This is a genomic window from Rummeliibacillus sp. NPDC094406, assembly GCF_044763875.1.
Classification (GTDB): Bacteria; Bacillota; Bacilli; order Bacillales_A; family Planococcaceae; genus Rummeliibacillus.
The window spans coordinates 514646-539147 of sequence record NZ_JBIWGZ010000002.1; the positions used below are offsets into that span (position 1 = coordinate 514646).

The following is a 24502-nucleotide window of genomic DNA, read 5'->3' on the forward strand; positions in this document are numbered from 1 at the left end:
TTTAGGCTTCACTCAATAGTTCTGCAAAAGCTTCTTCAACTGCAGTTGTAAAAACTTCTCCATAATTATAGTTACCTTCAATATTATATATAAGTGATTGTAATTCATCTTGAAAGTTGACCAATTCAATCTGCTCAGTATTCCATTTTAACATAGGATTTACTTTTGATTGTAACGTTTCGGCTAATAGTGGCCAAACAGCTTGTGGGAATTTCACATAACTATATCCATCTTCTTCGTCCATTAAGTAAATAAATGACATATCATCTGAATCAGTAATCATTTGTCCTGCTGGACGCCATTTAATATCGTTAAGTTTTTCTTGTAAATCAAATTGGATATGTGAATCTTGAATTGTACCTTTTTGTACTGTATAAGTTTTACGCAAAGCCAATCTTCCTTTCTTTGAACCTGGTATCTATTTTATCATAGGCTCACAATTTTCTAACCAATTTTTATGGATAATTGTCATGGTTTTTCGTCATTTTGTGCACATTGCAATTTGTTATAAAATTCCTTTATAATTCATAAATAGAAAGGGTGTTTAATAATGACCCAACAATTAGAAATAGAATTCAAAAATATGTTAACAAAAGAGGAATTCGATCAACTGTGTGAATCCTTCAAACTAACAGAAGAAAATTTCCACGAACAAACCAATCATTATTTTGATTCACCAGATTTTGCTTTAAAAAATGTACGCTCTGGTTTACGCATTCGCGAAGTACAAAATCGTTTTGAATGCACATTAAAAGAACCTGCAGCAGGCATTGGTCTAATTGAAACAACGGACTTACTTACAAAAGATGTAGTTCAATCTATTCTAACCGGTAGCTCTATCCTTCATGCAAATGAAGTTAATAAACGCCTTCAAGCTTTAAAAATAGATCCACAGGATTTGCAAATTTTAGGTACACTCTATACCAAACGTGCCGAAATAGAATATGAAGGTGGTCTTCTAGTATTTGATCATTCTCATTATGCAGACACAGATGATTATGAATTAGAATACGAAGTAGCGGATGAAGCAACTGGTAAGGTGATTTTTGAGAAATTCCTTGCACACTATTTAATCCCAATAAGACCAGCTGATAAAAAAGTCGCTCGTTTTATGAGCACTGTTAATAAGAAACGAGGAGAATAGATGAACACACAATCATTACAATCTTTAGCTCAGCCTCAAGCCTTACAAAGCATGAGCTCTTCTGGTACAAGTGCTGCGAATACTTCAAATTCGACATCTGACTTATTCGCTCAAATGTTGTCACAATTAACCAATTCACCATCTAGTACATCTGATACTACTCAAATGCTTGGACTAACTAATTCTCTTTCGAGCTCAAATAGTTCTTCCTATTTATCACAGTTATTATCATCTTACAGCCCACTCAGTAACCTATTAGGAAACGCTTCTTCAACAGACTACAGTCAATTGCAAAATAGTCTAGGAAATTCAGCTACAACTGATTATAGTCAACGTTTAAATGGCTTAAGCAATTCTGTAAGTAATACAAATAACTCTTTATTTTACAATGGTACATCTCCTGTTTATACACCTGCATCTGTGTTAAACAAGATCAACAATAATTATGACCAAGCATTAAGCAATTTAACAAGCCAACAAGCAGGACCAACTAGCGTATCTTCTAATACTAACTACGATGCAATTATTAAAAAAGCATCGCAAACTTTTGGGATTCCAGAAAAAATGATTAAATCTGTCATTAAACAAGAATCCGGTTTTAAAAACAATGCAACAAGTTCAGCTGGTGCTGGTGGTTTAATGCAATTAATGCCGGGCACAGCAAAATATTTAGGTGTTTCTAATGTATATGATGCCGAGCAAAATATTATGGGCGGAACCAAATATTTAAAGCAACTGTATGACAAATTCGGTGGAAACTATCAATTAATGCTAGCTGCTTACAATGCTGGACCTGGTGCCGTAACAAAATATGGAGGTATTCCACCTTATAAGGAAACAACAAACTACGTCAATAATATTATGAATACATACAAAGCATAATTTGACAAAATACCAATAACTTCGCTACTATTCATTCATCCTTTATTTTTTTAATATTCATGATGAATTGCTCTAAACATGCGACCGTTATTGGTTTTTTCATTATAAAATATGAAATTTGGAATAGAGAGCGAGTTATTTGTTTGAGAAAATACAAAGAGGTTGATAAAATAGTATTACAGCTAAAGCAAAGGAGAATCATCTATGACGCAAAAACCTATAATTCCTTATGAGGAAATTGGTAAAGAAAAACTTTATAAATTAATTGATATTTTCTATTCCAAAGTTGCTAAAAATCCGAAGCTAAAGCCTATATTCCCTGATGATTTATCCGAGACAGCTCGCAAACAGAAACAGTTTCAGACACAATATTTAGGTGGTCCCAATATTTATACAGAAGAGCATGGACATCCAATGCTCAAAGCACGCCATATGCCTTTTAAGATTACACCTGAACGTGCACAAGCTTGGCTAGAATGTATGTCTGAGGCAATGGATGAAGTAGGTCTTGATGGTAAATTTCGCGATGTCTATTATCAACGTCTCGTCCTTACGGCACACCATATGATTAACGCACCGGATGATGACGAGGAGGTTTTAGAGTGAACAATATTCAATATTTAACCGAAAAACCTGCTGTATCACCCGCAACTGCACTGAGTAAACCTATCGAACTTTATGTTTTCATGGATTTACTTTCTCCCAGCAGTTGGGAACTACAATCACTGATCCGTCAATTACAAATAAATTATGGTCAATATTTTTCAGCACGCATTGTCTTAAGTACAGAACTTAATTCATTAAATACTGCATGTCAACGAATTAATAGTTGCGAATCCCATGAGGAGCTTGTCGATGTATCTCACCCCGTCCTTCCTTCAATTGCCGTAAAAGCAGCTGAACTGCAAGGAAAAAAAGCTGGTTATCGTTTTTTGGTGAAATTACAAGAATACGCATTGATTAATACAAAAAATGTCTGTCAGTGCAGTACGTTACAAGAAATTGCACATGAAACTGGATTAGATGTTGAAGAATTCCAATCCGATTTACTTTCAATGGAAGCCTCACGTGCCTTCCAAAGTGATTTATGTATTACTCGTGAAATGGAAGTAGAGGAAGTGCCAAGCTTTGTATTCTTCAATGAAAATATAGAAGATGAAGGTTTAAAAGTTTCTGGTACTTATTCCTATGAAGTTTATGAAAAGATATTAGAAGAGTTACTCGATGACAAACTAGTTTGTCAACAACCACCTTCAGTAGAAGATTTATTCTATCGTTATCATACATTAACAACAAAAGAAGTTGCAGCTATTTATCATATCTCTCTCAATACTGCTGAACGTGAATTAAAGAAAAAAATGCTTCAACAAAAAATTGATCGAATAACATGTGATGAATTATCGCTCTGGCGTTTAAAATAAATATCTATCTATTGAATCCCAATTAATGGCGTAAGCATTATTGGGGTTTTTTTTGCTCTATTTTAAGATAAGTTGGATTCGCTATTTTTTGACAAAAAACAAAAGAAGCATCTCTACGAGAGATGCTTCTTTTCACAAAGGGGATGGGAGAAATGTTCACGTTCAAACAAAGGGGTGTATGTTTGTTTGTGATTTATTTCACATCTAAACTTTAGCATGAAAAATCATATATAGCAACGCTTCACGCTTATATTCACAAAGTTGTCATATAGTAAGCGTTTCCAACGAACTTGATGTTTTTTTATGTATATTATGTAATGAAATTACCGATGATTATAACTTATAGGATGTATTTCCTATATATTAATTTTGAAGATATTGGGAGAATAACCTCTAAATTTGTCGTTTGAAATTGGATTAATATAACAAAAGCATCTAATATTTAACATAAAACCATTTATTAATTTAATGAATCAATTTTTTAATCCATTTTAAAAGGAGTTATCCCTTTAGGACAACTCCTTAGAATACAGAATTATTCAGCGAGCAATTTTTCTAGCTCATCTAGGTTACGTTCAAATACTTTACACGCTTCTTCAATTGGAGATGCTGATTCCATATCCACACCAGCTGCTTTTAGTACATTGATAGGGTAGTCTGAGCAACCCGCTTTTAAGAACTTATTAATATAGCGTTCTACAGCTACATCGCCTTCAGATAATATTTGCGAGCTTAATGCAATAGCTGCACTCTTACCTGTTGCATATTGATATACATAATAGTTGTAGTAGAAATGAGGAATACGTGCCCATTCTAAACCTATTTCTTCATCTTCTGCCATATCTTCACCAAAGTATTGTTTATTTAAATTGTAATACTCTTGTGTCATACGTTCAGCAGTTAGCGCTTCTCCTTTTTGATCTAAGTCATGGATAATATGTTCAAATTCAGCAAACATCGTTTGACGAATGATTGTTCCTCGGAAACCTTCTAACCAATGATTTAAAATGTAAATACGTGTTTTTGGATCATCAATTGTTTTCAATAGATAATCATTTAATAATTCTTCATTACATGTTGAAGCTACTTCAGCAACGAAAATTGAATAATCACCATATACGAATGGTTGATTATTACGAGTGTAATAACTATGCACACTATGCCCGAATTCATGTACAAGAGTGAATAAGTTATCTAAGTTATTTTGCCAGTTTAATAAGATGTATGGATTTGTACCATAAGATCCTGATGAGTATGCACCGCTGCGTTTTCCTTTACTTTCAACAACGTCTACCCAACGATCTTTTAATGCTTTTTCAATAATACCTACATATTCATCACCCATCACGCCTAAAGCTTTTAACATATGGCCTTTTGCTTCTTCGTAAGTCATATCGATTTTAGATTCCGGTACTAATGGTGTGTATACATCCCACATATGCAATTCATCAACGCCCAGAATTTTTTTGCGTAGCGAGATATAACGGTGCATTAATGGTAAATAGTTATGAATTGTTTCAATTAATTGATCGTACACTTTTTCAGGAATACTGTTAGCAGACATTGCAGCTTGACGAGCAGAATCGTATTTACGAATACGTGCACTAACATTATGCGCTTTCACATTACCTGTTAAAGTAGCGGCAAATGTATTTTTAAAATTACCATACGTACCATACATTGCATGGAAAGCTGCTTCTCGTACAGAACGATCTTTACTTTCTAAAAAGTGGACATAATTACCATGTGTTAATTGGACTTGATTCCCTTTTTCATCTTTAATTGTAGGAAATTCTAAATCAGCATTGTTCAACATGCTAAATGTGTTTGAAGATGCACCTGTAACTTCTGACATTTGTGAAAGGATTGCTTCTTGTTCTGCTGGTAAAATATGCGGACGTTCTTTATTGATTTCTTCTATTTCTTGTTTATATAATCTCAGATCTTCGTTTTCTGTGAGGTATCCTTCAATAACCGCTTCATCTAACGATAGAATTTCAGGTGTTAGGAAAGATAAACTTGTTGAGATTTGGGCATACAATGTTTTCGCACGACTATCCATAGCTTGATAAATTGCATTTGTTGTATCTTGATCGTTTCGCATATGAGAATATGCATAGAGACGACCTAAATTACTATATACATCATCACGGAAACGTAAAACCTTAAGTAATGCCTCAGCTCCGTCTTTAATTGTCCCTTGATAACTAGCAGCTTGTTTACCAAGCTCACTGATTTCTTTATAAGATTCTTCCCAAGCAGTATCAGTTGCAAAAATATCTTCTAGTTTCCAAGTTAGCTCGGTAGGTACCTCCTCTCTTTTTAATACTTTGCTTTGTAAATTTTCAGTCATGATATGACCCCCTATTTAAATTTGCTCCTGAGAAACGAAGTACCTTAATATTTTCTCAATTTTCTTAATGCTTTGCAAGAAATTGAACGTATAAATACCGATATAGCGCTGTTTCGTCAAATATACTGTTAAAATGCGTTATACCTATTTTTTTAAGTATTTCATTATAATGTTGTAGTGATTTCACGGCATTTTTATTTATAAATAATATTGGATTCATCTTTCTAAATTCATCAATGATGTAAGAAGATATATGATTGAAGTCGTATCCTTTTTCCAACAAAAACAACAACCATAGCATCTGCCATTCAGCTTCAAAAACAGAAAAGTTGCTTGTTTTCGACACAGGTATGCCGATAAATAACGGTAAGTTTTCCACATGACAGCCCATAAAATAACACGCTCGTAAAAAGGGATCTTGTAACCCCTTTTTGCTTATAAATAATCGTCTCTTTAGAAATTGTTGTCTGTTTTTTTTCCAAAGCCGCCAATAGATAAGAAATTCATCTTTAGAAGGCTCTTTAACATTTAAAAAAGGAAAATGTTGAGTTTCTATAGATAAATGCTTTACATTTGCAATAAAACGATAACCTCCCAATGGAATTAAATGTGAAAAATATAAAAAAGCTGCTGTTTCCGGATCAAAAGTAATGATATGCGCATGATTTTGAATATATGTGATAAATTGTTGTTTAAATGGGGATAGTTTTATTTGTTGAATACCATCTTTGTAAGGTTGCTTTTCTTTTGGGGTTTTTAAAATCCATATAGGAATCATATTTGCTTGCAGATACCCTATTGTACGAGTTTCCATTTGGGGAATAGGAATCGTACTGCATTGAAATTCAATCGCATATTGCTGTTGCTTTTTTTCAACTAGAACGTCAGGTCGTTGAGCCAATATCGGTAAATAAGGCTCTAATTGTACATTTAACTGTAGTTTCTTGAACATCTCATACAATTGATGTTTTCCTAGTAAATGTACTGCTGTTTCTCCTTCTGAAAAAGTTTGTTGGCAATTACTCTGTTTTTTGTGCGCAAAATGTGGAATCATCACTTGTCCTATTTTCAGATGAACAGGCTCCTGACATTTGGGACAGTAAAACTGCTCGTGATTACGCAATTCTATCAGTTGATCTCTTGCATATTGCCTTGTCAAAACGAATAACTGCTTATTCGCATTCAAAGCTGTTAAAATAGTATCACCCCCCTGCTTTAATTGTAAGAATTTTCTATACAACTTGCAATAAAAAAAGAGTTGTTCAAAATTAAGTTTAGACAACTTTTTTTACGTCAAAGACAAACTTTAGATCTCTCTATAAATAAAAAGGGTGTCTTAAAAGTATTTTCTATACTTTCAAGACACCCCTATTTCATTTATTTATTAAAAAAATTCTCTGACTGTTTCAAAACAATGATCAGTCATAATTGCTTTTCCGTATTCCTCTAACAGATGGATAGTCGTATCAGCTTCTTCAGCACATTCAGAAATAACACTCAAATAATTCTCTAGTTCTTCTATTGAGTATTCTTCATCGAATTCTACGTGCAGATAATACTTGCCGTCCATTTCGTATAATGAATTTTCGAAATTTGCTTCTTCTGGCATTCTATATGCTATATCGATGATATCATCAAATTCATTTAGTACAAACGTATAGCCATCAACATATTCATCTGAGTCGATGAAAATTTCATCAAACTCATGCGATTTGATATCCATGCCATTAAACGCATTTTCGAAAAACTTTCTCTTCTCTTCTAGACTTGATGGTAAATCAAGCAGTCCATCTGAAGTGAATTTGGCAGAAGTAACAGTTAACTCAAGTCCAGTTTCTTTTGCTACGACTTGGATCCATAATGGACCATCCATTTCAAAATCTATATCGTCAGTAATCTCTTCCATCATTACCCAGAAGAGTTCTTCGCCTTTATCTCGGTTATACCATATTTCATCTTTCGTGAAACCGCGTTCTTCAATGTCAAGATAAGAAATGAAGAGTTTTAGTGTATTCTCATTAATGCGTTCCATATCCATACTTACACAACTCCCTCCGGTCACTACTTCTAAAAAGATTTGTCTGCTAGCCAGATACTTGAAGGTGTACCACATAAACAGCGTCTCTTACTATTGTATGACGAGATGGCGAAAAATGAAAAGGATAAATCTCAAGAAATAACAATAGTATATGAAATATAATAGAGTTGTTTACGTTTACAAGTAAAATTTATCGAAACGTAACTCATTTTAAGAGTAATACTATATTGTTATTAAGTTACCTTAAATCGATCATCCTTATTGCCTTTTTAAAAATGATTAAAAAACAAAAAAGCTAAAACTCCAAATTTCTAATAAGCGGAGCTCTAGCTTAGCTTGTACATATAATCATTAACTTATGTGACTAGTTCACCATTTTTTGTGCTTCTTGTAATTGATAAGCACGAACTTTACGTGGTAAGAACCGGCGAATCTCATCTTCGTTATAACCAACTTGTAAACGTTTTTCATCTAAAATAATTGGGCGACGTAATAACCCAGGATTTTCTTGAATTAATTCATATAATCGTTGTAGTGGTAAAGATTCTAAATCCACTTTTAGTTTTTGGAATATTTTAGATCGAGTAGAAATAATTTCATCTGTTCCATCCTCAGTCATTCGTAAAATTTCTTTAATTTCACTAATGCTTAGTGGTTCAGCAAAAATATTTCTTTCTTTATATGGAATTTCATGTTCTTCTAACCATGCTTTTGCTTTTCTACATGAAGTACAACTTGGTGATGTAAATAATGTTACCATCATATCAAACACACCCTTTCAAAATGTTAGTTAAATTAATTATATAAACATTTAGCTATTTTTAAATTAGAATTACTCTAATAAAGAGGTCTAACATCATTATACAACATATTTTATCATTTGAATATACACAAAAAAGAAATTATTTCAATTGATTTATGTCTAATTATTCTATTACTTTAAGCTTTTTATTTAAAACGTGTAGAGTAATTCTCACTTACAATTTTAATATTGCCCAAATTAAAAGCTCTTAAACATCAAAAGACAATAAAAATTTTCTCATTTAGCAACTTGAAATTGAAAATAATTTACGTTTACTATATCTACGTTTTATATTTCAAAAGGTTGCGTTTTTTTATTTTTTTCTACACAAGTTTTTTCCAAAAAAATTAGCTTTTAGACAAATGTTTCGAAGTGAAGATTGCTTTATGTATCAAAAACAGGCAAATTCCATAGTATATTTAATAAAGTAGAAACTTGAAATTTAAATTGGGCTATATTATAATCTTCAACATAAATAATTAAAACGAAGACGAAGAGTAGTACTTGTAGTAAGTATGTGTAGAGAGTCTGTGGAAGGTGTGAACAGATCATACACTATGAGGAATGGACTTCTGAGTTAGCTTTATGAACCATCATGTAGTAGTGAAGCTCGGGCATCTCACGTTATGAGATTGAGTGGTCGATTTTTCGACAAGCTTGGGTGGTACCGCGGATACAAAACATCATTCGTCCCTATTGGGATGCATGATGTTTTTTTATATTCTAAGGAGGAAACATTACATGAAAAGAATTTTCTCAGGTGTTCAACCAACAGGCGTTATTACATTAGGCAACTATATCGGTGCTTTCCGTCAATTTGTCACAATGCAAGATGACTATGATTGTATCTTCAGTATTGTAGACCAACATGCAATCACTGTACAACAAGATAGTGATGAACTTAGCAAAAGCATTCGTACCCTAGCAGCAACTTATCTTGCAGCTGGTATTGATCCTAATAAGTCAACATTATTTATTCAATCTGAAGTTCCAGCTCATGCACAAGCTGGATGGATGCTAACTTGTACATCTTATATTGGTGAACTAGAACGTATGACACAATTCAAAGATAAAGCAAATGGAAAAGATGCTGTATCAGCTGGGTTACTAACTTATCCACCTTTAATGGCAGGCGATATTTTACTTTATAACACAGATATTGTTCCAGTTGGCGAAGACCAAAAACAACATCTTGAAATTACCCGCGATTTAGCAGAACGCTTCAACAAACGTTATGGAAAAACATTTAAAATTCCAGAAATTCAATTACCTAAAAACGGCGCTCGTATTAAATCATTACAAGACCCATTGAAAAAAATGAGTAAATCGGATGATAATAAAAAAGCGACGATTCGCGTTTTAGACTCTGCTAAAGATATTGAGAAAAAAGTGAAATCTGCCGTTACAGATTCTGAAGGTATTGTAAAATTCGATGTTGAAAACAAACCGGGTGTCTCTAACCTTTTAATAATTGAATCTTCTTTAACTGATGTTTCAATCGATGACTTAGTTGCAAAATATGAAGGTTTAGGGTATGGAGCATTTAAAGCTGGTGTTGCTGAAAGCATCATCAACCATTTAACACCAATTCAAGAAAGATACGAAGAATTAATCAATTCATCCGAACTAGATCACATTCTCGATATAGGTGCAGAAAAAGCAAATGCTATTGCTAGCGAAACTGTTACTAAGATGGAGATTGCGATGGGCTTGGGAAGAAAAAGACGATAAGCATTCCAATACTTGATACAACGAAGATTTTAAAATCGACAGTCTGTAAAATAAAAGTAAAAACGGTTGTCCAGGTATACCCTAATGCTCGATAGTTTAAATACAAAACCATGTGCGTAGAAGTTATCACAATAAGACCATAACAAATTAGAAAAAGTAATATTTTCATTAGCATAAATCCTTTACTATTTTTTACATTCTATGAGCAAAAGACTTTCTCTATTCATGAGAAAGTCTTTTTAGTAGATAGCTGCTATTGTAAAACAAAAACACAGGGCATCTTTACCCTGTGTTTTTGTTTACTATTTTTGATAAGCTTTAAAATCTTTAAATGCTTTAGAATTTCTTGAATAACAATGAAGCATTATGACCACCAAAGCCTAGTGAGTTACTTAATGCATATGTGATTTCTTGTTTACGAGCTTCGTTTGGTACGTAATCCAAATCACATTCTTCATCCGGTGTTTCTAAATTCATTGTTGGAGGTAAAATACCTTCTTTTAAAGCTAATACAGAGAAAATTGCTTCAATCCCACCAGCTGCACCAAGTAAATGACCTGTCATTGATTTTGTTGAGCTAATAGCTAATTTATAAGCATGTTCTCCGAAGACTGTTTTCATTGCTTTTGTTTCATATAAATCATTGTATGGTGTACTTGTTCCGTGCGCATTAATATAATCGACGTTTTCTGGCGCTACCCCAGCATCATCAATTGCTTGTTGCATAGCACGGGCTGCACCTTCACCTTCTGGAGCTGGTGCTGTGATATGGAACGCATCACCTGTTGAACCATAACCTATTACTTCTGCATAGATTTTGGCACCACGTGCAACTGCATGATCATATTCTTCTAAAATCAAAATACCTGAACCTTCACCAATAACAAAACCATCACGATTTTGATCAAATGGACGTGATGCTGTTTGTGGATCTGGATTTAGTGTTAATGCTGTATTTGAGCAGAATCCTGCAACTGCCATATTTGTAATCGGCGCTTCAGCTCCACCAGCAATCATTACATCCGCATCGCCGCGTTCGATTACTTTAAAAGCATCACCGATTGAGTTTGTACCTGAAGCACATGCTGTTACAGTACATGAGTTAATCGCTTTTGCACCAAAGTGAATAGATACTTGGCCAGCAGCCATATCCGGAATCATCATAGGTACAAAGAATGGACTAACACGACGTTGACCTTTTTCAATGAAGTTCATAAATTGTTGTTCGTATGTTTCCATACCACCAATTCCTGACCCGATCCAAACACCTGTGCGTAGACCTAGTTCAGGTGTAATTTCAAGGTTTGCATCTTCCACTGCCATAATTGAAGCAGCTAATGCAAATTGTGTGAAACGGTCCATTTTACGAGCATCTTTTTTAGGAACGTATTTTTCTACATCAAAGTCTTTTACCTCTGCCGCAACTTTCGCAGGGAATTTTTCTTGATCTAATCTTGTTAAAGGACCTACTCCAACTTTGCCTGCTTTAATATTTTCCCAAGTTGTTGAAATATCGTTTCCTAGTGGTGTTACTGCTCCAATACCAGTCACTACTACTCGACGTTTTGTCATGATTTTATTCCTCACTTTTCCTTTGTGTTATTTTCCCCATTTGATTGCTACAGCACCCCAAGTTAAGCCGCCGCCAAAACCTACTAAAACTAGTAAATCGTCATCATGAATTTTACCGTTTTCTAATTCTTCTACTAATGCATTACCAATAGAAGCGGCTGATGTATTACCATACTTTTTAATGGCTGTTGACATTTTCTCAGGTGGTAAATCTAAACGTTGTCTTGCTGATTCCATAATACGAATATTTGCTTGGTGTGGAATTAAATAATCTACATCATTTTTAGTATATCCTGCTTTTTCAATCACATTTAATGCGGATTGCCCCATTTGACGAACAGCAAATTTAAATACTTCACGACCGTTCATAGCAATATGATCGTTTTCATTTTGATAAAGGTATTTAGCACCTGAGCCATCTGACCCTAACTCATAAGATATAATACCTCTTCCATCAGAAACTTTACCAAGGACAACAGCTGCTGCGCCATCTCCAAATAGAACTGCTGTGTTACGATCTGACCAGTCGACTATTTTAGATAATTTTTCTACACCAACTACTAAAATATAATCATAGGCATTGTTTTCGATAAATTGTTTTGCTGTAATAAGTCCATAAATATAACCAGCACATGCAGCAGAGAGATCCATAGCTGCAGCGTTTGTTGCACCTAATCGATCTTGAATCATACATGCAACACTTGGGAATGGTTGATCCGGTGTTACAGTTGCAACTAAAATTAATCCAACTTGCTCTGCTGTAATTCCTGCATCTTTAAGAGCATTTTCAGCTGCTTCAAATGCCATATCTGATGTATCTTGATCATCTTCTGCGATATGTCTTTCTTCTATTCCAGTACGTGTACGAATCCACTCATCGGAAGTGTCCATCATTTTTTCAAGGTCAAAGTTTGTTACGACCTTTTCTGGAACGCATCTTCCTACTCCAATAATCCCAGCATTCATGAGGTAGCGCCTCTCTTCTTATTATCAATTATTAGTATCTGGTCTTAATTATAACGAATAAGCTTTTACTTTTCAACAATCCGTCATAACTTTGCCATTAATAAAAAAGAAGACGAAAAGTTTCTTTTAAAAAAACGGCTATATATGATATTATAGAACAGGTAGAAAAGTCTGTTAGAGGTGAAACAAATGAGATATATTATGTTAGTTGTATGGTCTGCACTATTAGTTTCAACATTAAACTATGTAGTCAGCTCTATTAACAATGTACCATTAGATGGCCCAGCATTTACAAAAGGCTTATTGATGTCACTTGTAATCTCTGTATTAATCCTTGTAATTGATGCAGTTATTCCAAAGGATTCACCTAAAGAAATCGGTCATCACGAATAATGAAGATCCTGCCCATTATAAAGGCAGGATTTTTTCTTTTATAGCGATTCACATAGGAACAAACCAAGAGCACTATTATTATGCTTATAGTTTTGTTAGTAATTTAATTAAGTTAAAAATCTCCTTAAATATTTATACGTTCTGAAAGATTCATAGGTTTCCTTCATTGGAAATAGGCAGCTTTTCATAATCTTTAGGATAGTCCATCAAATATCAACAGAATTATTTAACAAAACCCTTTTAAAAAAGAGACTACCGATTAAGCGGATTATTGCTTAATTGGCAGCCTCGTTCTTTAGAAATTTGTTAACCCAAGTGATTTGTAGGAGAAATATATCCTTAGATTCTTCCTATATTATTAAGCTTTCTCACTACGAATTGACGCTTTGTCACCATCCATATATACAATTACTTTATCCCCCGGTAATGTGTCACCTTTTAATAATTCCTGAGCAACAATCGTTTCGATATTACGTTGGATGAAGCGACGTAATGGACGAGCACCGAATGCTGGATCTACACCTTCTTTAGCAATCCATTGTAGAACATCATCTTCAATCACTAGTTCAATTTCTTGTTCGGCTACACGTTGTTGTAAGTAACCAATATATTTTTTAGCTATTTGATAAAAATGTTCATCAGTTAATGAATGGAACATTACAATATCATCTAAACGATTCAATAATTCTGGTTTAAAATGTTGTTTTAATGCAGACATGACTAAATCTTCAACTGCATGTTTGCTTTCTTGATCTTTCATATCAAGTAAATAATTTGAGCCGATATTAGAAGTTAAGATAATCACCGTGTTCGTAAAGTTTACTGTACGTCCTTGACTATCTGTAATACGACCATCATCCAAAATTTGAAGTAAAATATTTGCAACATCTGGATGTGCTTTTTCTATTTCGTCTAATAAAATGACTGAATATGGGTTACGACGGACAGCTTCTGTTAATTGACCGCCTTCTTCATAACCGATATAGCCTGGGGGTGCTCCAACTAAACGAGATACACTATGTTTTTCCATGTATTCAGACATGTCGATACGGATAAAGTGATCTTCAGAGTCAAATAATTGTGTAGCTAATGCTTTTGCTAACTCTGTTTTACCAACACCAGTGGGTCCTAAAAATAAGAATGATCCAATTGGTTTATTGGGATCTTGAATACCAGCTCTTGCACGCCATACAGCTTCTGTTACTAGACGAACTGCATCATCTTGACCTACTACACGTTCATGTAATGTGTCTTTCAAATGTAATAATTTTTCGCGTTCACCTTCTACTAATTTCGTCACTGGAATGCCTGTCCATCTGGAAACGATTGAAGCAATTTCTTCTGATGTAACATCTTCACGTAAAAGACGAGCATCATTCGCTTCTTGCGAAGATTTTTCTAAACTTTGTAATTCTTTTTCTAGTTCTGGAATTTTGCCATGACGTAAAACTGCAGCTTTGTTTAAATCATATTGATTTTCTGCTTCTTCCAATTCGCGACGATAGCGATTCAATGTTTCACGTTTTTCTTGAATTGTGTGCAATGAAGCTTTTTCGGATTCCCATTGATTTTTCATCACTTTAGATGATTCTTTTAGTTTTTCTAATTCTTCACGTAATACAACTAGACGTTTTTTACTTGCTTCGTCTTTTTCCTTCACTAATGCTTGTTCTTCAATTTCAAGTTGCATTTGTCGGCGTGTTACTTCATCGAGTTCTTGTGGCATGGAGTCGATTTCTGTACGAATCATTGCACAAGCTTCATCGATTAAATCGATTGCTTTATCTGGTAAGAAACGCTCTGTCAAATAACGATTTGAAAGTTCTGCCGCTGCAACAATTGCACGGTCATGAATTTTCACTGCGTGATGTAACTCAAAACTTTCCTTTAAACCACGTAATATTGAAATTGTATCTTCTACAGATGGTTCGCGCACTAATACTTGTTGGAAACGACGTTCTAATGCAGGATCTTTTTCGATATACATACGATATTCATCTAAAGTTGTTGCACCGATACAGTGAAGTTCACCACGAGCAAGCATTGGTTTTAACATATTACTTGCATCCATTGCACCATCTGTTTTACCAGCACCTACAATCGTATGAATTTCATCGATGAATAAAATAATACGACCTTCACTTTCTTTTACTTCTTTTAAGACACCTTTCAAACGTTCCTCAAATTGACCACGGTAGCTAGCACCTGCAATCAATGCACTCATATCTAATTCATAAATAAGATGGTCTTTTAAACCTTCAGGGACATCCTTTTTAACAATACGTTGGGATAGACCCTCTACGATTGCTGTTTTACCTACCCCTGGTTCACCAATTAATACAGGATTGTTTTTTGTTTTACGAGATAGGATACGAATGACATTTCGGATTTCTTGATCCCGACCAATCACAGGATCCATTTTTCCTTTTTTAACTTCTTCCACCAAATTACGTCCAAATTGTTCCAATGGGCTTTTTTGTTCTTCATTGTTCATTTTCATTTGCATAAGATCCAACTCCTTTGTTTGACCTTTTTTGACCTTTTGATTAATTACATTATAATTCTATTGATTTTAATTGTAAAGAGAAATGTTTGACCTTTTTTGACTTTTTAAACCCTCCATTTTTATTCTAAAATCTAAAATAAATGTGACATTTTACATCATCTTATATAATTCTAAATTCCTATGTTATAATTGAGAAAACTAAGTGAAGGTTGTTGATGATATGGTAACTTTTTATGAGATCGAACCACTTCCAACCAAAATCCGTAAAATTTTCGAAGAAAATGGTTCTTTAATTAAAGTTTCAAAAGGCAGCCACTTATGCTTAGAAGGAGAACCCGTAAAGGACATTTTCTATGTTGTATCAGGTAAAGTCATTTTATCCAAAGAAACTGTCAGTGGAAAAGAATTGACACTTCGTATTTGTGATAGTAATGACTGTATCGGTGAAGGTATTATTTTTAGTAACACAGGCTATTATCCGTTAAGTGCTAAAGCTATAGAAAACTCGAATATTATTACACTTGATAAAAACTTATTCGAAATGTGCTTGAGTCAAGAGCCCGATATATTAATCGAGTGTATCAAATGGTTACAACTTCAAAATTTAAAAACACAAACAAAATTGCGTGATCTGCTTTTGTATGGTAAAAAAGGTGCTCTCTATTCCACTATTATTCGATTAACAAATACTTATGGTATATTACAAGAAGATGGAGATATTGTAATAGATTACCCATTAACGAATTCTGATTTTGCAAGTCTATGCGCTACAAGCCGTGAAGTAATTAATCGAATGCTCAATGATTTAAAAAAGTCCAAGGTATTATCCTTTGAAAAGAGTATTATTACAGTCCATAATTTGAGCTATTTAAAAGATGAATGTGAATGTGAAAATTGCCCAATTAGCGTTTGTCGTATTGACTAATATTCATCCTTTATATATACCCCGTAACAATATATCTATACAAAAAGCTTGGTCTACTACACTGTAGCAACCAAGCTTTTTTTCTGATTGGAATATATTCAATTGTAGTCTCAAATGGTCATCACTCGAGAAATGATTTGATTACGATTGAAATTGAAGCTCGTTGAATTTTTTATGTTTCAATTCAAGTACAATATCACATTCTTTTGCAATTTCTCTTTCGTGGGTGATGACAATAACACATTTCTCTTGTTCATGTGCAAGTTCTTTAAATAATCGAATGATTTCTAAAGAATTTTTTTCATCCAAGTTTCCTGTTGGTTCATCAGCAACAACGAGCTTGGCTTCACAACACATGGCACGAACAATTGCAACACGCTGTTGTTGACCACCTGAAAGATGCTGCACATTTTTTTGTGCCATATCCTTTGTGATTCCTACTTTTTCAAGCATGGAGAATGCGTATTCTTTCCTATTAGATGGTTGGCTATGGGTAATTTCCATTGCAGATACGATATTATCTACCGCGGACATATACGGAAGCAAGTTATAGGATTGGAATACAATCGATACATATTTATTGCGGTAATTGGTTAGACCGATCTTTTTCAATGATTTTCCTTCATATATTATTTCACCAGTTTTTGGAACATCTAGTCCTGCGATTAAGGAAAGAAATGTTGTCTTTCCCGAACCACTTGAACCTAAAATGCTATATAATTTCCCTTTTCCAAATGTTAAATTGACATTTTCATAAAGTACATCCGCTTTATTTTTGTACCAATAATTCATTTCTTTTACTTCTAACATCATTTCACCCTCTTATGAAATTAAAATTTTTTTAGGTTGCATGCGCATTACACCAATAGATGCGATGATCACAGCTAGGAAGCTAATCGCTAAGCCAAAGCCACCTAAATCCACTAATTCTTTCAATGATAATGTAATATTTAAAGCTTCAATTTGTTTTGCATTTTCAGCACTGGATGCGCCGAAGTTTGAGAAGGATGGACCTCTTCCACCATTTCCAGGGCCACCTTGCCATGGACCTCCTTGACCTTGGGCTTGTCCTCTAAATTGTCCAGGACCTCCTTGATTACTTGATGTCGAAGCAGTCGTAGTCGCTTGTTGTTCTAAAAGTTGTTCTCCTACAATATTGCCAACAAATTTACCGCTAACTCCAGCAATTACGAGGGCAATTACTAAAACGACGAGCAATTCTGTGAAGAACTGACCAATAATCTTCGTACGTTTTTCGCCAAGTGAAAGCAGTACCCCGATTTCATATTTACGTTCACGAATCGTTAATATAACGATTAAAGCTAGGATTACTGTACCTGCTACAGACACAAGGATGACGATTTTTTGAGCAAAACTTTCAACGTTTTCTAACGGTTGAATCATTTGTTGATACACTTGGTCATTTGTTCTTAAGCTATACGTATCTGTATCAAGACCAGCTTTTTTTGCATCTTTCACAAATGTGTCCATTTTTTCTGGGTCAGATAATGTATACACGACAGAATCCGCAGTGTCTTTATAGTCATTGCCTTTTACTTTATTGGCAAATGTGTAAGATGTATAAATCGCATTGTATGGATTTAAAGATTCCATTCGCATACTTCTCGCATCTGCTGTTGCAGAAGTTTTATAAATACCTACTACTTTCAATCTATAAACTTTATCTTCATTTTCAGAATCGGTTACTTTAATCGTATCACCTACAGATATATCATTTGCTTCTGCTAAATTTGTTTCGATTACTGCATGATTGGTATTAGCATCATCTTCAGTAATTCCTTCACCTTCTGTAATTTTTGCTGTTCCACTTGTAAAGTCACTAGCAGTTGCCGTAGAATTTGTTCCATCGATCGTGATATCACCTGATGACATTCTCATCATTTGCATGCCACCACCTGGAACGCCTTGCTGATTATTTTTAGCTTTACTAGAATCATCAGACGAAGATGTATTTTCCTCCTCATCACTAGAAGAAATGGCATCAAAGGATTTAGCATTAACAGATGTAGACGATGCAATACTATAAGAAGAAACATTATCTAATTTTGCTAATTTATTGACTGTATCTAGATCAACTGGCGTAATCTTAAAGCTTCCCGGATCTGGCCGATTGCTATTACCATCAGAGCTACTACTATTAGATGAGCTTGATTTTTTAAAAGCATTCTCCATATTCGTAGACAGCGTAACCGTTGCCCCCATACTTTTCTTGGCATTTTCTGTTGCTTTTAGTGAAGCACTTTGAATTGTTAATCCCGCTAAAATGAATATTAATATCGCTGAGAATACAAAAGTAAGTAAAAGGGTTCTCCCTTTTTTCGCTTTTGTACTATAAAATGCACGTTTTATAAAATTCATTTAAAAGCCTCCTATCATGTTAAATGTGTAGATGTAGTATTCTTTTTTTGAAAAGCCTAATGATGAACCAATGCGAGCTCGTAATCATTGAAAACATCACTGACTGTATCTTGTTTACAAACAAAGTATATAAATCGAATGTATCAGGAATATGTCAAAGCAAAAAAATACGCTATATCTTTTTTTGATATAGCGTAAAATGTTGATATATTTAGGTATTTGAGTCAATGTCCTAAGTTCTTTCTAGTTAAAAAATACGATATTTTCAAAAAAAACCATTCGATAATTGGGAAATATTTCATTTATAGTATTTACTCAGTACTCCGCTCCAGATGGCGCTTTCGTGCTAAGCGATCGTTGAGCCTCCTCGGAAGCCCGTACCGTGCTTCACTGCGGGGTCTCACCTGTCTCGCTTTCCCGCAGGAGTCGCCATCTTCCGCTTCATAGAAATATTCTTGTTCTAATGGAATGGCATATAACAATGCTCCATTTAATATTCGTGTTTTTTATCAAAACCTTTGAACAATGAAATTGATTCATTTATTATAATTTTTCGATTCTAAAATAAAAAAATCAGTGAGGGAAAAGCAATCCTCACTGATTAAATCTCTGTATATTATCGAATACCTAATGCCATTTTTGCGTAGCGTGACATCATATCTTTTGACCAAGGTGGATTCCAAACGACATTTACATCGACTTCTTTTACTTCTGGAATCTCGAATAATGCTGTACGAATTTGATCGACAATCACTGGACCTAATGGACAACCCATTGAAGTTAAAGTCATAGTGACCAAGCACATACCCTCATCTGATAAATCTACATCGTATACTAAGCCAAGATTAACTATATCAATTCCCAGTTCCGGGTCAATAACATTTTCTAAGGCACCTAGAATATTTTCTTTTAAATCTGCATCCATGGTGTTTCCCCTTTCTGTATAGTGATAACTCCATCATAACATTACTATTTTGTTATGCCAAATGGTCTGCAAGCCATTTCGTACCAGCAAGCATTCCTGAACGTGATACTTTATGTCCTGCTTTTTTATCAACGATGAAAGTTATATCATCAGTATGCTCTGCATAATCTTGTTGGATACTTTCATAAAATGCATAAGCAGGAGCAAACGGAACCATGTGATCTTTTTTACCATGCCAGAATAACACAGGTCGTCCTGCCATTGTTTCTGGATGTTTACTCATATCAAAATAACTTATCGTTGTTAACATCTTATCTAATTCTTTTTCAGATAGTGGAATTTTAAAACCTTTTTCTTCGATTTCAGCCATTTGGGCTTTCGCTAATTCAACATAAGCCGGTGCCCCCATCATGACAGCTGCCGTTTTAATCCATGGATACATTTTTAGACAACCCATTGTAACAATGGCCCCCATAGAAGTTCCAGAAACACCAATTTTGTCTGTAGCAAGTAATCCTCTTTCTTTCAATTGATTGTATAAATAGTTTACTTCTTCAATAGAAGTAAGGACTATTTCCCAAAAACGTAAACTTAGTTGAATCGAATCTAGATTTTCTTCACGATCACCATGTAAAAGTACATCTGGCATGATTACACGGATACCTTTGTTGACAAGCTGGTAAGCATAATGTAAGTTATGCTCTTTTGCACTCTCAAAGCCGTGTAAAAAAATAACGACTGGTGTCTTTTCAGTAGCAGTTTCCTCATTATATACATGAAGTAAAGGGATATTGCCCCAAGTTTCTTGATCGACTTTCATCTATTTCACTCCCTATCTCTATGTTGTAATGTTATCAAAAAAAAGGAACTGTTACAAAGCTTTGACTAAAAGCTTATAGAAAGGATAAACTTTATATATATTTTCCTTTAGTCACAATATTTTCACATGTATGGCTATAATAATCGTATATATACATTAAAGGAAGAAACGAAGGGAGTGTTACGAATGGTACAACCCCATTTGATTGTTTTAGATTTAGATGGTACTCTATTAACCGATGAAAAAGTGATTTCCGATAAAACAAAGCGCACATTATTAAAGGCGAAAGAAGCAGGTCATGAAGTAATGATTGCTACTGGTAGACCTTATCGTGCGAGTAAAATATATTATCATGAACTAGGCTTACATACGCCAATCGTGAATTTTAATGGTGCTTTCGTACATCATCCGTTAAATCAGCATTGGCAAACTGTACACAGCCCTATCGATTTAAAAGTCGTACAAGAGGTCGTTGAATCCTTAAATCGTGATCATTTTGAAAACTTGATTGCGGAGGTAATGGATGATGTATATGTCCAATACCATGATGAAAAATTACTCAATATTTTTAGTATGGGGGATCCGAAAGTTACAACCGGCGCCATAAAAGATTATTTAAGAGATAACCCTACTAGCTTATTAATTCAATCTAACGAGAAAAGTGTGCCTATCATTCGTCAATATTTAGCAGACACAAAAGCTGAACTGATTGATCACAGACGTTGGGGAGATCCTTTCCCAGTTATCGAAATTGTGAGACATGGCATGAACAAAGCCGTGGGACTTTCTCATGTTGCAAAGGATTTGGGTATTCCTCGTGACCGTATCATTGCTTTTGGAGATGAAGATAACGACTTAGAAATGATTGATTATGCAGGTGTCGGTGTAGCAATGGGGAACGGTATCGACCAGTTAAAAAATATTGCTAATGAAATTACCAAATCAAATAATGAGGATGGAATCGCAGAAATCCTCAAAGATCGTCTTCGATTATAGAAAAAATATAGGGGGTTTCAAAAAATGAGAATATACGCAGATAGCGCTTGTGATTTACCAAAATCTTTTTACGAAGAAAACAATGTCAAAATAATCCCACTACGCGTTCAACTCCAAGGCCAAGAATATGATGATGTAATTGGTGTCGATATACAAGATGTATATGGTTCCATTCGTCAAGGCGAATTATTAAAAACATCACAAGCATCACCTGAACTCTTCCTAGAAGAATTCAGTTCACTCGGTCAATCTAGAGAAGAAGGCATTTACATTGCCTTCTCATCTCAACTTTCAGGCACCTACAGCACTGCCGTAATGATGGCAGAACAAGTGAAAGAAAAATATCCTGATTTAAAACTAACAATCATCGACTCAAAATGTGCATCAATGGGTTATGGTCTACTTGTAAAAGAAGCCGTTCGATTACGTGAAGAAGGTTACACTGCTTATGAAATAGTAGAAAAAATCCGTTTCAATGCTCAACACATGGAACATCTATTTACTGTAGAAGATTTAGATTATCTTGCAAAAGGTGGTCGTTTATCTAAAGCAAGTGCCTTTATCGGTGGACTTTTAAGTATTAAACCTGTCCTTGATGTTGAAGATGGGAAACTTATTCCAATCGAAAAATACCGAGGTCGCAAGAAAGTATTTAAACGCATCATCGAATTAATGGAAGAACGTGGCGAATCTCTTTCTGATCAAGTTATTGCCATAACTCATAGTGATGACCTAGCAGCAGCTGAAGAGATGAAGGCATTAATTATTGAAAACTTTCATCCAAAAGCAGTAGAAATCCACTTAATCGGTTCTGTTATTGCTGCACACACTGGTACAGGAACAATTGCCATTTTCTTCTTAAGTAAACTACCAAAAGATTAATTGTTTCTATTCTCCACTATTTTTTTACTTAGACTAATAGATTATTTTTTAAGAAGCCCCTGATCTCAAATGAAATCAGGGGCTTCTTACGATTAATTATGCTCTATTATTTTTGCGACCTCTACGTAATAGCGCAACGATAAATCCTATGAAAATCACATATACAAAACCTAATGCAATCATATAAGGAATATTAATCCCTTTATGGTCTGTAACTTGGTAAAGTTCTACCACTTCACGATCTAAAACTAAGTTATATTTTCCATTGTCAGTTTGACGGACAATATCATTTTCAAACATGCCATGAAGTTCTTTATTTTTTCCAATGACCGCTGGATCTAATTCATATCTTTGTGTTTTATCTGTATTGTTGACCATTACTATCCATTTTTCATCATCAGAATAGCGTTCATAAACCATTAAGCCATTTTTATTTTCTAGTAATTTATATTTACCTGTTCGAAGTGTTTCTGATTTATTTCGGATTGATTGAAGATTACCAATGTAGGAAATGATATCTTCTTTTGTACGGAAGTCCAATGTTGCATGCGTTTCAGGGACTTTCGAACCGTTTTGAGCAATTTCAGTTCCATAAGTAACAATTGGTACACCAGGCATTGTCATTAAGGCACCTAAAGCTACTTTAATACGTGTTGGAGGGAACATATTTTCCTCAGCTGAAGCATGAGTAAAACGAGCACTATTCAAATCATCAATCATTAATGCAGCGGGCTTGTCAGTTTCACCATTCACATATGCTTTATAAGGTTCTTCTACTTTAGATGAATCTTCGTCTACATTTTTGAAGATGGATTGATACGTATCAATTGTTTTAGGGTTATACTCTAAATCAAAGTCAGCTTCGCTTTCTTCATTGGAAATAACATATAGATTTTTATTTTGTTGCTTTAATGCAGTTATTATTTTATTGATGAATGCTGTATCTGCATTACCCAAATGAGTCAATCGAATGCCATCAACTTTATACTTCCCAACAAAATCTACAACTGCTTTAATTAATGCTTGTTGCACGTCTGGATTTTCTGTTTTCCAGTTAATACGATTGCCACTTGCAGTTGTATACCAATTTTTGTGAGCTCCTTCTAATGCCCATACATTGTCTTTGCTGACATTATTAATTGGGAAATCAACCATCGCTTTCATGTTATTTTTATGCAAGTCGTTTAATAGTGACTTAAATTCTTTGCTTGTACCAAATTGTCGTTCAATCTTGCTATAATCTACTACTGCACTTCCATCATATGTTTCGGATGAAAAGACGGAACCCATTGAAATCATTGTAAAGTCCAAATCCTTAAGATGATTGATTTTCGTAGCTATACCAGCAAAATCACCACCATGGAATGCTTTCGGGTCCTTTGCATTAATATTGTAATCGTTTTCTACACTCTTATCGAAAAAACGATCAACTAATACGTCGTATATACTTTCATCTTTAATTTGATGTGTTTCTTCTTCAGCATGTGCAATCGTCGTTGTACCAATTGTTGAAGCTAGCAACGCCGAAGCTACAGCTGTACTTATCCATTTTGCAACATTCACTTTTGAAGTCCTCCTCTGCAGAACTGTCCAAAGTAATTTTAACAAACCATTTCAAAACTCTCCATGCTTTCATCCAAAAAGCCCATAAAATAGTGAAAAATTCGACAAAAGTGTGAAAAACTAAATGATTTTGAACATTTCAACACATTAACCTTCCACTATTCAGATGTGGATGTTCCGCTACAGACGGCGCTTTTTTCCTCG

General features: G+C 34.4%; 23 protein-coding genes and 1 other annotated feature. Of the genes, 9 read left to right on the forward strand and 14 right to left on the reverse strand.

Annotation, left to right across the window (positions count from 1 at the left end; genetic code table 11):
- Nucleotide 1 precedes the first annotated feature (1 nt).
- Entirely contained in the window at nucleotides 2-388 is a 387-nt protein-coding gene (locus ACIQ4I_RS07340; RefSeq protein ID WP_403094600.1) for a UPF0738 family protein, read from the reverse strand.
- 162 nt (nucleotides 389-550) lie between these two features.
- On the opposite strand from ACIQ4I_RS07340, the gene ACIQ4I_RS07345 reads away from it, so the two are divergent.
- The 4 genes from ACIQ4I_RS07345 to ACIQ4I_RS07360 all read left to right on the forward strand — a co-directional run bounded on the left by ACIQ4I_RS07345 (nucleotide 551) and on the right by ACIQ4I_RS07360 (nucleotide 3447).
- A complete protein-coding gene (locus ACIQ4I_RS07345) occupies nucleotides 551-1144 on the forward strand; it encodes a CYTH domain-containing protein (protein ID WP_403094603.1) in 594 nt (197 codons plus the stop codon).
- Entirely contained in the window at nucleotides 1145-2026 is an 882-nt protein-coding gene (locus tag ACIQ4I_RS07350) for a lytic transglycosylase domain-containing protein (RefSeq protein ID WP_403094605.1), read from the forward strand.
- A gap of 204 nt (nucleotides 2027-2230) precedes the next feature.
- A complete protein-coding gene (locus ACIQ4I_RS07355; protein WP_403094607.1) occupies nucleotides 2231-2632 on the forward strand; it encodes a globin domain-containing protein in 402 nt (133 codons plus the stop codon).
- Complete coding sequence (locus ACIQ4I_RS07360; RefSeq protein WP_403094608.1) at nucleotides 2629-3447, forward strand: DsbA family protein; 819 nt, start codon at nucleotides 2629-2631, stop codon at nucleotides 3445-3447. Before ACIQ4I_RS07355 ends, ACIQ4I_RS07360 begins: the two co-directional genes overlap by 4 nt.
- A 535-nt stretch (nucleotides 3448-3982) precedes the next feature.
- On the opposite strand, the gene pepF is transcribed toward ACIQ4I_RS07360, so the two are convergent.
- The 4 genes from pepF to spxA form a co-directional block, all read right to left on the reverse strand.
- Nucleotides 3983-5800 (reverse strand): oligoendopeptidase F, encoded by a 1818-nt coding sequence (pepF, locus tag ACIQ4I_RS07365; RefSeq protein WP_403094610.1) that lies wholly within the window; start codon nucleotides 5798-5800, stop codon nucleotides 3983-3985.
- Nucleotides 5801-5864: 64 nt separating this feature from the next.
- Nucleotides 5865-6959 carry a competence protein CoiA gene (locus ACIQ4I_RS07370; RefSeq protein WP_483880683.1) on the reverse strand — a complete coding sequence of 365 codons (1095 nt, stop codon included), beginning with the start codon at nucleotides 6957-6959 and terminating at the stop codon, nucleotides 5865-5867.
- 225 nt (nucleotides 6960-7184) lie between these two features.
- On the reverse strand, nucleotides 7185-7838 hold the full coding sequence (mecA, locus tag ACIQ4I_RS07375; protein WP_403094614.1) for an adaptor protein MecA: 654 nt from the start codon (nucleotides 7836-7838) through the stop codon (nucleotides 7185-7187).
- 364 nt (nucleotides 7839-8202) lie between these two features.
- Nucleotides 8203-8598 carry a transcriptional regulator SpxA gene (spxA, locus tag ACIQ4I_RS07380; protein WP_397540291.1) on the reverse strand — a complete coding sequence of 132 codons (396 nt, stop codon included), beginning with the start codon at nucleotides 8596-8598 and terminating at the stop codon, nucleotides 8203-8205.
- 520 nt (nucleotides 8599-9118) lie between these two features.
- Nucleotides 9119-9338 (forward strand) — a binding site (T-box leader).
- A gap of 43 nt (nucleotides 9339-9381) precedes the next feature.
- On the opposite strand from spxA, the gene trpS reads away from it, so the two are divergent.
- The gene (trpS, locus tag ACIQ4I_RS07385) at nucleotides 9382-10371 is read left to right on the forward strand and encodes a tryptophan--tRNA ligase (RefSeq protein WP_403094617.1); all 990 of its coding nucleotides are present in this window, start codon (nucleotides 9382-9384) and stop codon (nucleotides 10369-10371) included.
- Here the strand turns inward: trpS and ACIQ4I_RS20705 are convergent.
- The 3 genes from ACIQ4I_RS20705 to ACIQ4I_RS07395 all read right to left on the reverse strand — a co-directional run bounded on the left by ACIQ4I_RS20705 (nucleotide 10328) and on the right by ACIQ4I_RS07395 (nucleotide 12909).
- Nucleotides 10328-10546, reverse strand: a complete 219-nt coding sequence (locus ACIQ4I_RS20705; protein WP_483880684.1) for a YuzI family membrane protein — start codon at nucleotides 10544-10546, stop codon at nucleotides 10328-10330. The genes trpS and ACIQ4I_RS20705 overlap by 44 nt on opposite strands.
- 161 nt (nucleotides 10547-10707) lie before the next feature.
- A complete protein-coding gene (gene fabF, locus ACIQ4I_RS07390) occupies nucleotides 10708-11943 on the reverse strand; it encodes a beta-ketoacyl-ACP synthase II (protein WP_403094620.1) in 1236 nt (411 codons plus the stop codon).
- Between the two features lie 27 nt (nucleotides 11944-11970).
- Nucleotides 11971-12909, reverse strand: coding sequence for a beta-ketoacyl-ACP synthase III (locus ACIQ4I_RS07395; RefSeq protein WP_403094623.1), 939 nt, complete (start codon nucleotides 12907-12909; stop codon nucleotides 11971-11973).
- 189 nt (nucleotides 12910-13098) lie between these two features.
- Here ACIQ4I_RS07395 and ACIQ4I_RS07400 point away from each other — a divergent pair, with 189 nt between their 5' ends.
- Nucleotides 13099-13302: a YjzD family protein gene (locus ACIQ4I_RS07400; protein ID WP_403094625.1), complete on the forward strand. Its 204-nt coding sequence runs from the start codon at nucleotides 13099-13101 to the stop codon at nucleotides 13300-13302.
- Nucleotides 13303-13660: 358 nt separating this feature from the next.
- On the opposite strand, the gene ACIQ4I_RS07405 is transcribed toward ACIQ4I_RS07400, so the two are convergent.
- Complete coding sequence (locus ACIQ4I_RS07405) at nucleotides 13661-15808, reverse strand: ATP-dependent Clp protease ATP-binding subunit (protein ID WP_403094628.1); 2148 nt, start codon at nucleotides 15806-15808, stop codon at nucleotides 13661-13663.
- A 202-nt stretch (nucleotides 15809-16010) separates the two neighbouring features.
- Between ACIQ4I_RS07405 and ACIQ4I_RS07410 the strand changes: the two genes are divergently transcribed.
- Nucleotides 16011-16733 carry a Crp/Fnr family transcriptional regulator gene (locus tag ACIQ4I_RS07410; protein ID WP_403094631.1) on the forward strand — a complete coding sequence of 241 codons (723 nt, stop codon included), beginning with the start codon at nucleotides 16011-16013 and terminating at the stop codon, nucleotides 16731-16733.
- 141 nt (nucleotides 16734-16874) lie between these two features.
- Here the strand turns inward: ACIQ4I_RS07410 and ACIQ4I_RS07415 are convergent, their stop codons facing one another.
- From ACIQ4I_RS07415 to ACIQ4I_RS07430, 4 genes are all read right to left on the reverse strand, one after another.
- Complete coding sequence (locus ACIQ4I_RS07415; RefSeq protein ID WP_403094633.1) at nucleotides 16875-17543, reverse strand: ABC transporter ATP-binding protein; 669 nt, start codon at nucleotides 17541-17543, stop codon at nucleotides 16875-16877.
- A 12-nt stretch (nucleotides 17544-17555) separates the two neighbouring features.
- Nucleotides 17556-19112: an ABC transporter permease gene (locus ACIQ4I_RS07420; RefSeq protein WP_403094636.1), complete on the reverse strand. Its 1557-nt coding sequence runs from the start codon at nucleotides 19110-19112 to the stop codon at nucleotides 17556-17558.
- Nucleotides 19113-19728: 616 nt separating this feature from the next.
- Entirely contained in the window at nucleotides 19729-20037 is a 309-nt protein-coding gene (locus ACIQ4I_RS07425; RefSeq protein ID WP_403094639.1) for a metal-sulfur cluster assembly factor, read from the reverse strand.
- Between the two features lie 52 nt (nucleotides 20038-20089).
- The gene (locus ACIQ4I_RS07430; protein WP_403094642.1) at nucleotides 20090-20857 is read right to left on the reverse strand and encodes a prolyl oligopeptidase family serine peptidase; all 768 of its coding nucleotides are present in this window, start codon (nucleotides 20855-20857) and stop codon (nucleotides 20090-20092) included.
- Nucleotides 20858-21043: 186 nt separating this feature from the next.
- Between ACIQ4I_RS07430 and ACIQ4I_RS07435 the strand changes: the two genes are divergently transcribed.
- Together ACIQ4I_RS07435 and ACIQ4I_RS07440 are read left to right on the forward strand one after the other, a co-directional pair.
- A complete protein-coding gene (locus tag ACIQ4I_RS07435; RefSeq protein ID WP_403094645.1) occupies nucleotides 21044-21853 on the forward strand; it encodes a Cof-type HAD-IIB family hydrolase in 810 nt (269 codons plus the stop codon).
- A 24-nt stretch (nucleotides 21854-21877) separates the two neighbouring features.
- Nucleotides 21878-22735, forward strand: coding sequence for a DegV family protein (locus ACIQ4I_RS07440; protein ID WP_403094646.1), 858 nt, complete (start codon nucleotides 21878-21880; stop codon nucleotides 22733-22735).
- A 96-nt stretch (nucleotides 22736-22831) separates the two neighbouring features.
- Here the strand turns inward: ACIQ4I_RS07440 and ACIQ4I_RS07445 are convergent, their stop codons facing one another.
- Nucleotides 22832-24298, reverse strand: a complete 1467-nt coding sequence (locus ACIQ4I_RS07445; protein WP_403094649.1) for an alpha-amylase family glycosyl hydrolase — start codon at nucleotides 24296-24298, stop codon at nucleotides 22832-22834.
- Nucleotides 24299-24502: the final 204 nt, after the last annotated feature.

What these genes read in the sequence shown, in the direction of transcription:
- ACIQ4I_RS07395 (WP_403094623.1), bottom strand. Translation starts at nt 12,909, where the DNA reads ATGAATGCTGGGATTATTGGAGTAGGAAGATGCGTTCCAGAAAAGGTC.
- ACIQ4I_RS07345 (WP_403094603.1), top strand. Translation starts at nt 551, where the DNA reads ATGACCCAACAATTAGAAATAGAATTCAAAAATATGTTAACAAAAGAG.
- ACIQ4I_RS07415 (WP_403094633.1), bottom strand. Translation starts at nt 17,543, where the DNA reads ATGTTAGAAGTAAAAGAAATGAATTATTGGTACAAAAATAAAGCGGAT.
- ACIQ4I_RS07425 (WP_403094639.1), bottom strand. Translation starts at nt 20,037, where the DNA reads ATGGATGCAGATTTAAAAGAAAATATTCTAGGTGCCTTAGAAAATGTT.
- ACIQ4I_RS07420 (WP_403094636.1), bottom strand. Translation starts at nt 19,112, where the DNA reads ATGAATTTTATAAAACGTGCATTTTATAGTACAAAAGCGAAAAAAGGG.
- ACIQ4I_RS07400 (WP_403094625.1), top strand. Translation starts at nt 13,099, where the DNA reads ATGAGATATATTATGTTAGTTGTATGGTCTGCACTATTAGTTTCAACA.
- ACIQ4I_RS20705 (WP_483880684.1), bottom strand. Translation starts at nt 10,546, where the DNA reads ATGCTAATGAAAATATTACTTTTTCTAATTTGTTATGGTCTTATTGTG.
- trpS (WP_403094617.1), top strand. Translation starts at nt 9,382, where the DNA reads ATGAAAAGAATTTTCTCAGGTGTTCAACCAACAGGCGTTATTACATTA.
- ACIQ4I_RS07355 (WP_403094607.1), top strand. Translation starts at nt 2,231, where the DNA reads ATGACGCAAAAACCTATAATTCCTTATGAGGAAATTGGTAAAGAAAAA.
- spxA (WP_397540291.1), bottom strand. Translation starts at nt 8,598, where the DNA reads ATGGTAACATTATTTACATCACCAAGTTGTACTTCATGTAGAAAAGCA.
- ACIQ4I_RS07435 (WP_403094645.1), top strand. Translation starts at nt 21,044, where the DNA reads ATGGTACAACCCCATTTGATTGTTTTAGATTTAGATGGTACTCTATTA.
- pepF (WP_403094610.1), bottom strand. Translation starts at nt 5,800, where the DNA reads ATGACTGAAAATTTACAAAGCAAAGTATTAAAAAGAGAGGAGGTACCT.
- ACIQ4I_RS07440 (WP_403094646.1), top strand. Translation starts at nt 21,878, where the DNA reads ATGAGAATATACGCAGATAGCGCTTGTGATTTACCAAAATCTTTTTAC.
- ACIQ4I_RS07405 (WP_403094628.1), bottom strand. Translation starts at nt 15,808, where the DNA reads ATGCAAATGAAAATGAACAATGAAGAACAAAAAAGCCCATTGGAACAA.
- fabF (WP_403094620.1), bottom strand. Translation starts at nt 11,943, where the DNA reads ATGACAAAACGTCGAGTAGTAGTGACTGGTATTGGAGCAGTAACACCA.
- mecA (WP_403094614.1), bottom strand. Translation starts at nt 7,838, where the DNA reads ATGGATATGGAACGCATTAATGAGAATACACTAAAACTCTTCATTTCT.
- ACIQ4I_RS07350 (WP_403094605.1), top strand. Translation starts at nt 1,145, where the DNA reads ATGAACACACAATCATTACAATCTTTAGCTCAGCCTCAAGCCTTACAA.
- ACIQ4I_RS07430 (WP_403094642.1), bottom strand. Translation starts at nt 20,857, where the DNA reads ATGAAAGTCGATCAAGAAACTTGGGGCAATATCCCTTTACTTCATGTA.